This window comes from Gilliamella sp. W8136 (genome assembly GCF_016101285.1).
In the GTDB taxonomy this organism is placed as follows: Bacteria; Pseudomonadota; Gammaproteobacteria; order Enterobacterales; family Orbaceae; genus Gilliamella; species Gilliamella apicola_N.
Genome location: NZ_JACFQU010000007.1, coordinates 12,260 through 28,132, shown reverse-complemented (window position 1 = coordinate 28,132; position 15,873 = coordinate 12,260). Strand labels below are relative to the sequence as shown.

Genomic DNA, 15,873 nt, shown 5'->3' with positions numbered 1-15,873 from the left:
ATTATTTTTTAAAACCACCTAATATGCCACGGGTGATTTTTCTACTAATTTGATTAACTACTTGTCTGGTAGCACTTTTAGCTAGTTGTTGGGCAATACCATCATGCTGTCCCCCTTTTGGGCCTTTCGAACCAAAAAATATTGAACTGAAAAAATCAAGCAATCCACCACTATTTTTATTTTGTTGGTTTTCAGCGTCATTATTGAGGTTTTGATTATTTTTATCGGTTTGAGAGCTAGATAAGTTATCTAATGAAAATCCATTTTTTAATATCTCATAAGCAGATTGACGATCTATGGTTGATCGATATTTATTATAATACTGGGAATGTTGAATAATTGCCGATTGATTTTCTGGAGACATCGCGCCCATTTTCGATTCTGGCGCAATCACAAAACCACGTTCGACCATATTTGGTCGGCCTTTTTCATCTAAAAATGAAATTAAAGCTTCACCAACACCTAATTCCATTATCGCTTTTTCAGTATCAAAACTTGGATTAGCACGCATTGTTTGCGCAGCCGTTTTAACCGCTTTTTGATCTTTCGGTGTAAAAGCTCGCAAGGCATGCTGAACACGATTACCTAATTGCCCGAGAACAGTATCCGGTATATCTGTCGGATTTTGCGAAGCAAAATAAATACCCACGCCTTTGGAACGAATTAAGCGTACTACTTGTTCAATTTTTTCTAATAATGCTGGCGAGATATCATTAAACAATAAATGAGCCTCATCAAAAAAGAACACCAATTTTGGTTTATCTGGATCGCCTATTTCTGGTAAATGCTCAAAAAGTTCGGATAACAACCATAAAAGGAAGACAGAATATAATTTAGGTGAATTGTATAATCTCTGTGCAGATAAAATATTGATAATTCCACGTCCTTCTGCATTTACCAGCATTAAATCTTGAATATCAAGCATTGGTTCGCCAAGAAAAAACTCCGCACCTTGTTGTTCAAGTGTTAACAATCCACGTTGAATCGCCCCTATTGACGATAAAGAAATATTACCGTATTGAGTGGTAAACTGTTTGGCATTATCGCCTACAAATTGAATTAATGATCGCAGATCTTTGAAATCGAGTAATAATAAACCATTATCATCAGCAATTTTAAAAACTAATTGTAATACACCAGACTGTATATCATTTAGATTGAGTAACCGAGCAAGTAAAATTGGCCCTATATCTGATACAGTACTACGAACAGGGACCCCTTTTTCAGCAAATACATCCCATAATTCAATGGGTGATGCATCAGGCTGCCAATTAAAAACTTCTATATTGTCTAAACGTGTTTTTAATTTTTCTGTTAAAACAGCCTTTTCGCCAAGACCTGTTAGATCGCCTTTAACATCAGCAAGAAAAACCGGCACGCCTATTTGCGAAAATCCTTCAGCCATTTTTTGTAATGTGACTGTTTTACCAGTGCCTGTTGCGCCAGTAATTAAACCATGACGATTAGCTAATGCTGCAACGATGGATAAATCTTTGCCATGGCTTTTGGCGATGATGATCGATTCACTCATGGATTAACCTCTTGTAAAATTGTTATTTAATATTTGATGTTATAAAAACAATTGGCCAATTTTGTCAATTAAATGCTTTTTACTGTTAAAGTTTTAAATAATATTGTATTCTGAATTAGCAGTAACCGCTATTTTTATTATCCATCTAGCCAATATAAGGAGCCGTTATGTTTCCAGAATATCGAGAATTAATCTCTAAATTAAAAAATAACGATTTACGTTTTCAAAAACTGTTCGATTTACACAATGAACTTGATCAAAAAATTAAAAATATTGAGTCTGGAATTACTGTTGATACTAGCGAAACGATAGATGCATTGAAAAAGCAAAAATTAAAGCTGAAAGATGAAATTTATGATATTTTAAGAAAAACCAATGATAACCATTTAAAATTATAATTAATTAGATAGTGATTATAAATTGATAAATAGATGTGAAAATTAGTGTGTAATAAAAAACCCCAATTAATGGGGTTTTTTATTTTATATCAACTTAAATAGTTACACCAACGATTTTATTACAATGTTGGTGATTAAGCTTTTTATTTTTTAGCTAATTGTTGTTGAGCCTTTTTTTGTTTACGGCTTTTAATTAGTACAATTAAGTTTTTATGTGGTGTCTTCATGTGTTATTTCCTTTTTGTTGTAATTGTATGATTCACAAGATATTTTTAATAAATATAATTTCAAGATACAGTTTTACTATATAAGTGAAATTGACATCACCTATATAGTCATCAATGAAGCTAGAACCATTGCCCAAAACGTTTGATATAGATGCGTTTCATTAATTGAGCAACACAGCAATAGCTAAATAGAGTTACTAATAGCCATGGGAAATATGACCAAGGTAATGGTTGCAATCCAATTAATCCACCTAATGGTGAAAACGGAATATAAATACCCACTGCCATAATTAGCATGGTCATTACAATAACTGGGAATGCAGCTGTACTTTGCACAAATGGAATTTTTTGTGTTCTAAGCATGTGCACAACCAGCGTTTGTGATAACAATCCTTCAATAAACCAACCAGAATGGAACAGTGATTGCGCTTCAATACTATTAGCACCAAATATAAACCACATTAGTGCATACGTTGTGATATCAAAAATGGACGATGTTGGCCCGATCCAAATCATAAAACGTCCAATATTTCGTGCATCCCATTTACGTGGTTTTTGTAAAAACTCTTCATCCATCTTATCCCACGGTAAGGAGAGTTGTGAAATATCATACAGCAAGTTTTGAATAAGTAAATGTATTGCTAGCATAGGTAAAAACGGTAAAAACGCACTAGCAACTAATACTGAGAATATATTACCAAAGTTAGAACTTGCCGTCATATTGAGATATTTCATGATATTACCGAAAGTTTCACGGCCACAAATAACACCTTCTTCTAATACCATTAGGCTTTTTTCCAAAAGGATAATATCTGCCGATTCTTTAGCAATATCTGTCGCGGTATCAACTGAGATCCCCACATCAGCATCACGTAATGCAGGTGCATCATTAATACCATCACCTAGAAAACCAACGGTATGACCATTTTCTTGCAATAAACGAATTATTCGTGATTTTTGCAATGGTGTTAATTTAGCAAAAATAGTACGTTGTTCAATCTGTACTTTTAGCTCTGCATCATCCATTGTTTCAATTTCAGTTCCAAGTAAAGGAATACCGGGTTCTAAACCTACTTCACGGCAGACTTTAATGGTGATTATTTCATTATCACCTGTTAACACTTTAACGCCAACCCCATGTTCGTTTAATGCTGAAATAGCCTCATAAGCGCTCTCTTTGGGCGGATCTAAGAAAGTTAAAAATCCACGAATCGCTAAAGCTTTTTCGTCTTGAACATTGTATTGAGTTTTAGTCTGGGCAACAGGAATGTCTTTTATACCAACGGCTAATACTCTAAAACCATCTTTGTTATAGTTATGCGCCAATTCAATCAATGCTTTCTTACGGTTTTCGTCTAATGGCAAATATTCTCCGTTTTCATAGACAAAATCCGAAATTGATAGCATTTCTTCAACGGCACCTTTACAGATCATTAAATGATTATCATCATTGCCTTGAACAACAACTGATAAGCGACGACGAACAAAATCAAAAGGCAATTCATCAATTTTTTTATAAAAACCAATACCTACTTTTTTAACACTGGTCTTTTCTTCTGCAAAACGGATGATGGCTTTATCCATCAAGTTTTTCATTCCACTTTGATAGTAACTGTTAAGCCATGCTAGTTGTAATACAGATGCATCAATTTGCCCATTAATATCTAAATGATGTTCTAAAATGATTTTATCTTGAGTCAATGTACCCGTTTTATCAGTACATAAAATATCCATTGCACCAAAGTTTTGAATAGCGTTCAAACGTTTCACAACAACTTTGCGCTTTGCCATTCCTACCGCACCTTTGGCAAGATTTGCACTCACGATCATTGGTAACATTTCAGGTGTTAAACCAACCGCAACCGCTAAAGCAAATAATGCTGCTTCTCCCCAATCGCCTTTAGTGAATCCATTTATTAATAAAACAATAGGAACCATGACTAACATAAAGCGAATCAATAACCAACTTACGCTGTTCACGCCACGATCGAATGAAGTTTCGGCTCTTGAGCCTACTATCGATTTTGCTAACGAACCAAAATGGGTATCTGCACCTGTCGCAACCACAATAGCAGTTGCAGTTCCACTCACTACATTGGTACCCATAAAACAGACATTATTCACATCTAGCACATTATCTTTATCGATATCGGCAGCATCAACATTATCACTGTTTTTTTGAGTTACAGCACCTAATGTGTCATATTTTTCAACCGGAATTGATTCCCCTGTTAATACTGCTTGGCTAACAAATAAGTCTCGTGATTCAATCAAACGAATATCGGCCGGGATCATATCGCCTGCTGACAAATAAACAATATCGCCTGGTACAATTTCACTTAATGGTATTTCAATGCGTTCTGGGCTCATATCTTTATGTGCTCGACGCAATACCGTTGCAGTGGTTCGGATCATAGATTTTAAGGCTTCGGCAGCCTTGTTTGATCTAAATTCCTGCCAAAAACGTAATATCCCACTCAGTGTCACCATAGTGAGGATAATGATAACACCAGTCAAATCGGTCTCGTCACCATCTTGTAGTGGTAACCAGTAATCAGTAACAAAACTAACTATCGCTAATGTCAACAATACAAATATAAATGGATTTTTAAAAGCTAATAGTAATTGGACAAAAGCAGAAGGTACTTTTTCACGAGCGACTTCATTTTTTCCATATTGTTCCAATCTTGATTTTGCGCTTTCTTGAGTTAATCCAGAAAGACTTGATTGGAAATTAGATAAAATGTTATCAAGACTGTTTTGGGCCTCTTTAAGGGCTTTTATGTTTGAAGTATTTTCTGTCTTTACTTTAGATGTTTTTTTAGTCATAGTCTGTACCTATCCATACTTTTTAGACAAAAGGAACCTATTCCTAAGTTAAATCATAACTAGGCATATATCAGTTCTTATTGGCTAAAATCTAAACGCAAAGCAATAACTAGCCATTCAAGCTAATGCTTGGCATAAAATAAAATTTTAGAGAATTAAAATTAGTTAAGAGTTAGATACAACTTGGTGGCTCTAAATGCTTGTCTGTAAGATATAATACCCTTAGAAGCACTTTAAGAGCGCAATGATGTTTTGAATTTGAGTGATAGCATGTAGAAAACTGCATATCGTTCACCGTTACCGTTTTTATCAATTTCGGCTCGTGAACTGAAAAAATAACTATTTAGACAGGTTCATTAACCGACAATGATGTGTTTGAATTTATCTCCCCACTGTTTGGGGTGACCCGATTGAGTGTCCATATTTCTCCTGTAAATTGAACTCTACCCTTTGGATTTCAACTTTTCTTCACCCTCATTTTTAAACCGCTTTGATAGTTAAAAAAGAAAGAAAAGCTCCAAGGTGGGCAAGTTATACGCTTTTCACAAAAGTAAGTCAACCCGTTATCAAAAAAATATTTCGAGTTCGCTTAAAAACAGCACGTAAAACGGCTTGAAAATTAAAATTAGCATAGAATTAATACACGTTTTACCCGATATCAGATATAATTGTACAATGATTAATTAATGCGGATTATTGAAATGGAAATCTCAGAATTACTCCATGACAATTGGTTCAATTTGGTTATTATATTCACACTTTCTTGTGTTGCTTTTATATGCAAAAGGCCAAGATCCAGTAAATACTTCGACAACCTCATCAAATATGCCGATATTTTAGAAAAAACATCTCAACCAAAGTATCAACGTGACTACTTAAGTAATATCAAAAAAAAATTACTTTGGGATAAAATCTGTTTTTATAAATCAGGTGATATTGAAAAAGAGAATATTGCTATGTCACTTGTTAATGCCGACGTAAATAATATTATTGATCTGACACAATTAAATTTATTAACCCAATATTTTACTATTCAAAAAAATCGCTTAATACCACTAGCATTTTACTCAATTAAAGAAGTTGTACTTAGCGGTATCATATTAATTTTTGCACTTATCTTATTACTATTTAATATTAATAGAATCTTTAGTTCACCTTGGATTGTCAATATTATCATTTCGATTTTGACTATTTTTATCATTTTGTTTATTACATATCGTTTTGCACTCGATCCAATCAAACGATTGAAAACCTATTTGGTCATTTTAAAAAATGAAACTTTTTTACAAAGAGCAAACAATGAACTGGCTAAAATTATTGAAGAAAGATACGCAAACAGCCGTACGTTAGAATAATCGATAAAATAAAAATTGATCAATAAATCGATTGATAACCAAGTGATATAAATAAACAGGATAAACGCTATTTTCAATGATGCGATTCATCCTGTTTTTTTAATATGAGGGTTAAGAATGAATATTCAACCGTGCATTTTTCATTTGATCAATTAAATTTGATAATGATGAATTAAGTTGATACATGAATTGTTGGTATGAAAAGGATTTCTTACTAATTTCATCTAACTGTAATTCCCAATGTGCTGTCATATCTGGCATAGACATAATATCTGGCAATGATAAAATTAGATTTTGTCCGATTTGTGTAGAACGTATTGATTTACCTTGTCGAATTAAAAATTGCCTTTTAAATAACAACTCAATAATACCTGCACGCGTTGCTTCCGTACCTAAGCCATCTGTTTCACGTAGGATTTTTTTAATTTCAGGATCTTTTACAAAGCGAGCTATCCCTGTCAAAGCTGCTAATAACGTAGCGTCAGTAAATGGTCTTGGCGGCTGAGTTTCTTTACTAAGCAATTCAGTATCAATGCATTGGACAGATTCCCCTTTTTTAATGAGCTTAGTCAATAAACCATTGTTGTTATCATCAGCATCGCTATCGATTTGAGTGTTTTTATTTCTGAATAAAACTTTCCAACCTTCATCAAGCATTTGATTGGTTTTTGATATAAATTTCCCTCCTTGAATTTCAACATCAATTTGTAATTCAGAATATTTATAGGCGGGATAAAATTGGGCTAAATATTGGGTTGCTACAACTTGATAAACAGCCCGCTCATTATTGGACAAACTGTCCATTTTGGCTTTACGTAAGGTAGGGATAATGGCATGATGCGCTTCCACCTTTTTATCATTCCATGCTTTGGAACGCAATGAAAAATCAGCATTATCAATTGCTGTTTGCAAAGCTGAACAATTGTTTTCAATGGCTGATTTTATGCCATTAATTTGCTTTAAATGCTCTTCAGGCAGAAAACGACAATCTGAACGGGGGTAAGTAATTAACTTATGTTTTTCGTATAATGACTGACAAATATCAAGCACTTCTTGCGCACTTAACCCATTTTTTTTCGCCATTTCAATTTGTAAAGAAGACAGGTTAAATGGCATTGGTGGAGCAAGCTCTTTCTTTTTATTGCTTACTTTATCAATTATACCGGATTTACCTTTAATCCGTTGGCAAACATTTTCAGCTAATGCTTTAACGAGTACTCGACCTTCTTCATCTTGATAAGGTTCGCAAGCTTCACTCGGTTGCCATTTAGCTTTAAATGTTTCATTATTTTTGGTTTGCAAAATAGCAAACACTTCATAGAACGGTTTAGGTACAAATTGGGCTATCTCTAAATCGCGTCTTACCACTAATCCTAAAATAGGCGTTTGCACTCGACCAATGGACAGTACGCCACGATAACCGTTTCTTTGCCCTACCAATGTACAAACTCGGCTCATATTCATGCCGTAAAGCCAGTCAGCCCGAGCTCTAGCTAATGCAGAAGTCGATAAAGGGACATAATCTTGATTACTTCGCAACTGTTCAAGAGATTTTTGAACTGCACTAGCATTTAAATCACTAATTAAGCAACGTTGGATGGTTTTACGTTTTTCGGGTGTAAGCTGGCAATAATTTAACACTTCATCTACCAATAGTTGTCCTTCTCTATCGGGGTCACCCGCATGCACAATCTGATCGGCTGTTTTAATCAAATCGACCAAAATATTTAATTGTTTTTCGGTATTTCCTTTGGGGATTAATATCCACTTTTCAGGCACGATAGGCAAATCATTTAAAGACCATTTTTTAAATCGTTCATCATAGACTTCAGGGGTCGCTTGTTCTAATAAATGCCCAATACACCAGCTAACCACATCACCATTACTAGCTCGGATAAAACCATTCATTTTTTGGTGAGGTTTAGGCAATACATCCGCGATAGCCCTAGCTAAGCTGGGCTTTTCGGCAATAAATAAACGAAAAGATTGATTAGTTTGCATAATAATAAGTATTAATCATAAATTCCAAACGACATAAGCATTATTGAGTTTATTTTAAGATATAACCTAAATTAGTGAATTTCTTTAAAGATTCCCGATTATGTCTATCCCAATTTGCTGGTACTTGACATTCTAAACAGGCTAAAAGTAAATTTGCAGAACAAGTCAATGTAAGTCCCTTTTCTCTTTCTTTTGCTAAAGTATCTACTTCAATACTATCATTATATACTAAATAAGATAATGCTTTAGAAAAAATAACATTATATTTTAAAACAATAAATCCTAAACCTATTTCTACAAATTCAGAATATGAATTAAAATTGTTACATAAGTTTTTAGCCCATTCAAGTTCGAAAATTTCCTGATAACCATTTTAATCAATAGATTGTAATTGATAATCTTTGGGTAATTTTGAAACAATTAATTTCAGTTTGTTATGTCAACATAATGGATTCGAATTTAAACTATAACGTATAATTTTATCGTAATTTTTTGGGTATAGATTCTCGATTAAAATTTGCTATTCTTTTTCAATGTAAACAGAATTTCATAATCATTACTATAAATTTTTGGAATATTGCAAAGAAAATTTTGATTAGATTGGCTTGCTAAAAAAAGAAATAGACAATATTAGTTACAACTGAACTTGGTTGCAATAGATTATCTGTATAAGCCGATCCAATATTCCCTTTCCAATAAGCATGACTGAGTGTTCAAGTCGCACTTTCAAATAACGACTTAACACCATTGTTATTAAAAAATTTATAAAAATTGATTAAAACTTCAGAGATTTAAAAAATCACTTCAGCTACCACCATTTTTTGAGCTTAAGCCATATTACTGAAACAATACTAATAGCAATAAGCACTAAAATTAAACCCACAAATGACCATTCATTTTCATTAAAAGGGATACCTGCCAAATTAACACCCAGTAAGCTGGTTATGAAAGTAATTGGCGTAAATATAATGGTGAACAGTGACATTAAATAAATACGTTTATTCGTCGATTCAGCCAGAATGCTATTAATTTGCTCCATAACTGAACCAATTCTTATTAAACAACTATCAATTTCAGAAACATAGTGATTTTGTTGATTTGAAATATCATGCAATCGTTGGCGATCATTATCATCAATCCAAGATATTCGTTCTGTTGAAATTTTTACAAAAATATCACGTTGTGGTGAAAGTAGACGACGTAATATGAAAAGTTGTTTACGAACTCTTCCTATTTCTTTATGCGAAAAAATTCGCTGATTTAAGAGTAAATCTTCTAATTTAATAATTTTATTGTGGACACCATCAAATGATAAATTAACTTGATCACAGATTAATTCAGAAAGCTGAATTAACCAGTCAGCAACATCAACAGGACCAATTCCTTTTTCTAAATTTTGTTTTAATTTAATAATAGCATCTATTTTTTGATGTCTGGTTGAGATTATTAAATTATCGGTAATATAAAAACGAAAAGTAACGATAGGATCGGGCAGTTCATTTGGGGTAAAATTAACACCCTTTAGTACGACTAAAATCCCTGCATCACAACGTATTTCTTTTGGAAATTGATTAGGTTTTATCAACTCATTTTTGACAAGATCAGGAATCAAATTTGTTTGATTGATCCAATTTATGGTTTCGCTTTTAGCAAAATCAAGATGTATCCAATAAGGTTGGGTCTTTGAAGCTTCTGTTTTGTCATTCAAAGAATTGGCTTTGCCCTTTCCATCCAATTGGCAACTAAAAACAGGTTGTGCTGCAAGTAGATCTGAAACCAGAATAGAACTATTACTATTTTCGTTAATCATCATCAGCCCCATTTATTAAGTTTGCTTAATTATATACTGATTTTGATTAAAAATGCAGCGAATGATTGATTATCGAGATTTACCCGTTAAGGGTTTAAATAAATTTGTGGTATTGACGAATGATTGGGATGATTAAAAATCCCTGTTTCAACACCATACCATCGATGAATTTTTTCAACCGTTAGCACATCCGCTGGCGCACCTTGCTCGACAATTCGGCCTTGATGAATTAATAAAATTTTATCAGCATATAAAGCAGCCAAATTAAGATCATGCAAAATACAACAAACTGCTAATTTTTGTTTGCTAACTAATTGTTTCAACAATCTTAACGTATGTTGTTGATGATATAGATCAAGGGCGGAAGTCGGCTCATCTAAAAATAACAATTTTTCTGTAGGTTCAGGCTGCCATAATTGCGCTAATACTCGCGCCAGTTGAACTCGTTGCTGTTCACCTCCTGACAAACTACGGTAATCGCGGTCTGCCAATTTTAAACAATCAGTTTGTTGCATACTTTCTTGCACCGCTTGCTCAAAATTGGTCTTACCATAAGGAGCTCGCCCCATTGCCACCACTTCTTTCACTTTGAATGGAAAAGTTAATTGACTTTGTTGCAACATAACGGTTCTAATTTTAGATAATTGCGTTTCGGACCATTGTGATAATGGTTTATTAAGTAAATAACATTCGCCTGAAGCTGGTTTTTGATAACCTGTCAATAAACGTAAAAGTGTCGATTTACCTGCACCATTGGGACCAATGATAATTACAATTTCACTGGCCTGTATGTTCAAAGACACATCGTTAATTAAAGTGCGATTAGCATAACCAAAAGTTAAATGTTCAGCAGTTAACATTATTAAATACCATCTATTACTTATGTTTTAAAATCAGCCAAATAAAATAAGGACCACCAATCAAACTTGTGAAAAGTCCGACAGGAATTTCAGTAGGTGCAATTAAAGTGCGTGCAAAGGTATCGGCTAGTAGTAATAAACAAGCACCACCTAGTGCTGAACCCGGCAATAACCAGCTATGATTAGCACCGACTCTCAATCGAATCATATGGGGGACAACCAGACCGACAAAAGCAATCATGCCACTCACCGCGACAGATGTACCAATAAGCACAGCAGATAGTAATAATAAATACTGCTTAATTCGTCTGACTTTAATACCTAAATAATGAGCGTCTTCATCACCTAACTGAAGAATATTAAGTTGATGAGAAAGCTTAAATAAACACACTAAAGCAGGGACAATAAGTGATAACGCAACCAGAACTAAATCCCAAGAGCCCTTACCTAAATGTCCCATAGACCATAAAGAAAGTTGTCGCAGTTGCGCTTCATCACTAATATAACTTAAGCAACCCATAACCGCCCCAATAACAGCATTAATAGCAACACCTAGTAATACCATTTTGGCCAAATTACATTGCGAATTTATGCTATAAAGATAAATTAATAAACAGATAAAAAAGCTTCCTGCAAATGCTGCGACCATTTTGCCATACATGACCATAATAGGTGGAAAAATGGCAGGAAACAAAATAGATAACCCAACCATTAAAGCAGCACCACTACTAATACCAAGTAAACCCGGATCAGCTAAAGGATTACGAAATAACCCTTGCATCACCGCGCCTGAAGTGGCTAATGCCATTCCTACTATAATTGCTAATATTATTCGTGGTATTCGTATATTTAACCAAATGTTCCATAAAGGATCATCCATCGACATATCCACTAGTTTATCAAAAGTTAGTTTTAATGCGCCTGAATTTGCAGAAAATAGAATTAGCACCAATAGAATGGCAAATAATCCCCATAATAAAGAACGATGACTATATTTGCCCACCCATTATCCTCTTATCTGTATTAACTTATTCATTCAACTTGAGCCAATTAATAGGTTATTTTCAAGCTAGGATCGACGACACTGTAAGCATGATCGTCAATTTGTTGATTGACAATTTTATCAATAACTATTTTTGCCAAATCAGTACGATAAATAAAACCATGCACCTCTTGTTGATAATAACATTCAGCTTTTTGTGTCATTTCACCATCACGTAATCCACCCGGTCTTAAAATCAAGAAATTTAATTTGCTTGTTTGCAACCAAACCTCGGCTAATGATTTTTCACGAACAGCACGACCAAACGCCTGTTTAGCACGTTCAGACAACGTAGCCCATGAATCACCACAACCTAAAGAGGTCACCAGAATCATTTGTTTAATTCCGGTTTGTTCAGCACAGTCGATAATCACGCGTTGAGCAGAATAATTACCTGTTTCACCGCCTAAGGTTGATATAATAGTTGCTTCACAACCGGCTAATTCGCATAGTTTTTTAACTAATTCACAATCAGTTGCATCGCCAACGTGAGCCTCAATACCTTGATTAACTAATTGTTTGGCAAAATTAGCATCACGAACCAATACAATACAACGCCATTGGGGGTGATATTGCTTGGCTAGATGTGCAATTTGATAACCTGTACCTTGTTTAGGGCTTACACCAAAAATTAATAATGTCTGCATTTTGTTAATAACTTATAATTAATTAATTTTTTTTGCTAATGTACGGAATTTTTCTAATTGATCCGCTTTTAATTGATGTTTTTCGTCACGACCTACAAAGATTTTGAACATTGCTTGTCCTGTGTGATTTAGGAAAATTATTGAAGCAGTTGCCATTTTCATAAATTTACGTTCAATAAATGCAATATATTGACAATGTTCAGCCTTAATATGTCCACTTAACCCTTTTTGATGACGAAGATTAAAATATCTTTGGCTGTGAGATCCTGACGGTAATTCGCCAGAAATTTCAGCGATTACATCACCGGTATGAACTAAAAATAGCACATCTCCCCATGTTGTAACTTCTTCCCAGATCGTATCAAAATTACTGCCATCAACAATTTTCGCATCAGGTAAAGCTTGAATAACTTGTGTTAATGTAACATGATGATCTTGAGCAATTTTTTCTAATAACTCTTCTGGATCTGTTTTCATATAAGCATTTAAATTATCTAAAAGTGTTGGTTTTTCTGTCATAATAGTATCCTTTAATTATGAAATTTGATGTGGATGTTTAGATTTTTCTGTATTTGATTTAGCCACTCTAGGATGACTATTCATAGCTTGTCTCGCTTGAGCCATTTTTTTCTGTATTTCAATATATTCGGGATTATTAAGTTGTAACAATAACTGCTGGAGTGCTTGAACTATATTGCTTGACCAAAAACGTCCCGATAAAGTTAGTCGTATACAATAATCTTCGTTTTCTAAAAGCCCTACTTGATGCCATTGTTTAATTAGAGGTGCGAAGAGATGATATTGTTCAGTCAGTTTAGTTAAATCAACACGCCCTTTTTCTATCCCTGCTTGTAATCGATAAAGCCATTCTCCTATCACTGGTTTACCAGTCAACATCATAATTGGTTTTTTACCCTCATCAAGCTGGGTATAATATTGATTTAAATCACGATGAATCATAAATGACTGACCACCTAATCGGCCCCCGGCACAAGATCCAAATGCAAAAAAATGAGAACCTTGCTTGATCAGAAAATTATATAAATTTCGTTCACGACTATTTTTGGCCCAGTGGGCATTGGTCAAATGTACCCAACCTTGTTTAGCTAAAAATTCTGCACCTTGATGATAAAAATTACTTTTATCTGTAATGGAGGGTATTTCAATACGCTTATTTTCGACCCCTTTGGCCAAAGGTGTGGTTGGTAAAAGATTAAGCGAATACAAATCTACACCATCTAACGGCAATTCATTGACAATTTCTAAATCACGTTGCCAAGTTTCTGGGGTTTGATTTGGTAAACCGAACATTAAATCACAAACTAACGCAACACTATCACGAGCGGCAATACGTTCAAAGCTACTGATAATTTGTTGCTCACTTGATTCACGACCTAATCGTTGGCGAATTTCAGTATTAAAGGTTTGGACACCAATTGAAAACCGATTTGCTCCCGCTTCAATATAACTATCAACACGATCATCATCAAAATCAGAAATACGCCCCTCAACCGTAATTTCGCAATCTGGCGCTAATGGTGCATGATCTTTAAGATAGCGAATAACGCGTGCTATTTGCCCTGCTGCCAAAGCAGAAGGCGTCCCTCCTCCAAAATAAACAGCATGAATAGGTGCTGAATGCATTGCTGTATTATTAATTTCAAGCGATATCTCTTTTAATAAATAATTAATATAAGTTTCAGTATTAAATTTTCTTAATGGATTTTGATAAAATCCACAAAATTGGCAATGTATGTCACAAAAAGGAATATGAATATAAATCAACCTTTTTTTACCCTTTAGAGAGGTTGATTGAATTGTATCCCATTGAGAGGTAACTTCATGGGGTGGTAGTGGAATACTCGCCTGTAAAGGCATAACAGCCCAACGATCTTTAAAAGGTAAAGTCGCGTTTTGAGCAAAAAAAGCGCTGACATCTAATGATTTCATAACAACCGTTCTTAATTAAATAAACTGCAAAATTAAATAATAATTATTTTCATTTATCAATATTTTTTATTAACCATTTTTATAATATATTGATATATTTATTATTATTTTTTTACAAAAAAATGTTTTTGAATTCATTTTCTTTATAATTTGTCTATTTTTTAAGCCATTTCTCAAATCTTTACAACTTGTTTTAACTGATTATTTATATTGAAATTGTTAAAAATCTCGTTAAACGAAAAATTTTTTTTGCTTGAAAAAAATGAGGAATAAAGGACAATTATGTTGATAATAGTTCTCATTTTCACTATATTATCGCGGAGATTAAAATTTACAAACAGGAAGTAAATAATGAAAAATTTCATAACAAAATTAAATATATTTTTGTTAATTTTCACTTTCAACGCGCTTATAAATATCAGCTCAGCTCAAGATAGAATTGTTATTGCGGGTGGCTCATTAACCGAAATTGTTTTTGCGCTGGGTGAAGGGGATAAGGTAGTCGGCGTTGATAAAACTAGCACTTATCCACAATCCGTCACCACTCTACCCCAAATTGGTTATTGGAAATTATTAAATATAGAAGGAATTTTATCATTAAACCCAACGTTATTTATTACTTTAAGTGATGCAGAGCCCGATAATATTATTAGTCAAGTTACTCAAGCTAAAGTTGATGTTTTATCTTTACAACGTGTGCCTGGAACTGTTGAATTACTTTATGAAAATATTGAAAAAATAGCTAACAAACTACAAAAACCAGATCAAGGACAACAGCTAATAAAGCATATCAAGAATAATCTTTTACAAATCCAACAAAAAATAGATATGCAACCCAATAAAGCCAAAGTTTTATTTTTAATGAGCATGGGTGGAACCAATTCAGTAGCAGGTAAAAACACCACAGCGGATGCTTTAATTACTATTGCAGGGGGTGAAAATCTAGCTAAACATAAAAGTTATAAAAGCTATACAGCCGAATCAATCATTGCAATGAATCCTGATGTTATTATTTTAAATAGCCACTCAATTCAACAACTTGGTGGAGTTAATAAAATCGACACTATACCAGGTATCACAGAAACAGCAGCATTCAAAAACCACCGAATTATTACCATTGATGACGGATATCTATTTGGTATTGGCCCCCGAGTGGATGAAGTTGCAAAGATTCTTTGTGACAGCTTTTATCCTCAATAACTGTTGAGGATAAAACTGAAATA

Annotated in this window: 12 protein-coding genes and 1 pseudogene; 3 read left to right on the top strand and 10 right to left on the bottom strand. The window is 33.8% G+C overall.

Features of this window, described 5'->3' with window-relative positions:
• Position 1: 1 nt before the first annotated feature.
• A complete protein-coding gene (locus H3T96_RS05565; RefSeq protein WP_144091395.1) occupies positions 2–1,531 on the bottom strand; it encodes a helicase HerA-like C-terminal domain-containing protein in 1,530 nt (509 codons plus the stop codon).
• Between the two features lie 167 nt (positions 1,532–1,698).
• Between H3T96_RS05565 and H3T96_RS05560 the strand changes: the two genes are divergently transcribed.
• Positions 1,699–1,929: a YdcH family protein gene (locus H3T96_RS05560; protein WP_039127841.1), complete on the top strand. Its 231-nt coding sequence runs from the start codon at positions 1,699–1,701 to the stop codon at positions 1,927–1,929.
• A 347-nt stretch (positions 1,930–2,276) separates the two neighbouring features.
• On the opposite strand, the gene mgtA is transcribed toward H3T96_RS05560, so the two are convergent.
• On the bottom strand, positions 2,277–4,985 hold the full coding sequence (gene mgtA, locus H3T96_RS05555; RefSeq protein ID WP_039127843.1) for a magnesium-translocating P-type ATPase: 2,709 nt from the start codon (positions 4,983–4,985) through the stop codon (positions 2,277–2,279).
• 701 nt (positions 4,986–5,686) lie between these two features.
• Between mgtA and H3T96_RS05550 the strand changes: the two genes are divergently transcribed.
• A complete protein-coding gene (locus H3T96_RS05550) occupies positions 5,687–6,340 on the top strand; it encodes a hypothetical protein (protein WP_143423806.1) in 654 nt (217 codons plus the stop codon).
• A gap of 111 nt (positions 6,341–6,451) precedes the next feature.
• Here H3T96_RS05550 and H3T96_RS05545 read toward each other — a convergent pair whose 3' ends face one another.
• From H3T96_RS05545 to hutW, 8 genes and pseudogenes are all read right to left on the bottom strand, one after another.
• Positions 6,452–8,341: a DNA topoisomerase III gene (locus H3T96_RS05545; RefSeq protein ID WP_144091394.1), complete on the bottom strand. Its 1,890-nt coding sequence runs from the start codon at positions 8,339–8,341 to the stop codon at positions 6,452–6,454.
• A gap of 49 nt (positions 8,342–8,390) precedes the next feature.
• Positions 8,391–8,699: a GNAT family N-acetyltransferase gene (locus H3T96_RS14995; RefSeq protein WP_144091497.1), complete on the bottom strand. Its 309-nt coding sequence runs from the start codon at positions 8,697–8,699 to the stop codon at positions 8,391–8,393.
• 450 nt (positions 8,700–9,149) lie between these two features.
• A complete protein-coding gene (gene zntB / locus H3T96_RS05535; RefSeq protein ID WP_172398417.1) occupies positions 9,150–10,151 on the bottom strand; it encodes a zinc transporter ZntB in 1,002 nt (333 codons plus the stop codon).
• An 86-nt stretch (positions 10,152–10,237) separates the two neighbouring features.
• Positions 10,238–11,011 (bottom strand): heme ABC transporter ATP-binding protein, encoded by a 774-nt coding sequence (locus H3T96_RS05530; RefSeq protein ID WP_144091393.1) that lies wholly within the window; start codon positions 11,009–11,011, stop codon positions 10,238–10,240.
• Between the two features lie 16 nt (positions 11,012–11,027).
• Positions 11,028–12,014 carry an iron ABC transporter permease gene (locus H3T96_RS05525; RefSeq protein WP_144091392.1) on the bottom strand — a complete coding sequence of 329 codons (987 nt, stop codon included), beginning with the start codon at positions 12,012–12,014 and terminating at the stop codon, positions 11,028–11,030.
• Positions 12,015–12,061: 47 nt separating this feature from the next.
• Entirely contained in the window at positions 12,062–12,700 is a 639-nt protein-coding gene (locus H3T96_RS05520) for an NAD(P)H-binding protein (RefSeq protein ID WP_144091391.1), read from the bottom strand.
• 18 nt (positions 12,701–12,718) lie between these two features.
• Positions 12,719–13,219 carry a heme utilization cystosolic carrier protein HutX gene (gene hutX / locus H3T96_RS05515; protein ID WP_039127858.1) on the bottom strand — a complete coding sequence of 167 codons (501 nt, stop codon included), beginning with the start codon at positions 13,217–13,219 and terminating at the stop codon, positions 12,719–12,721.
• Positions 13,220–13,345: 126 nt separating this feature from the next.
• Positions 13,346–14,650, bottom strand: a pseudogene (hutW, locus tag H3T96_RS05510) (heme anaerobic degradation radical SAM methyltransferase ChuW/HutW); the annotation flags it as partial.
• 351 nt (positions 14,651–15,001) lie between these two features.
• Here hutW and H3T96_RS05505 point away from each other — a divergent pair.
• Positions 15,002–15,850 (top strand): hemin ABC transporter substrate-binding protein, encoded by an 849-nt coding sequence (locus H3T96_RS05505; protein ID WP_144091389.1) that lies wholly within the window; start codon positions 15,002–15,004, stop codon positions 15,848–15,850.
• Positions 15,851–15,873 lie beyond the last annotated feature (23 nt).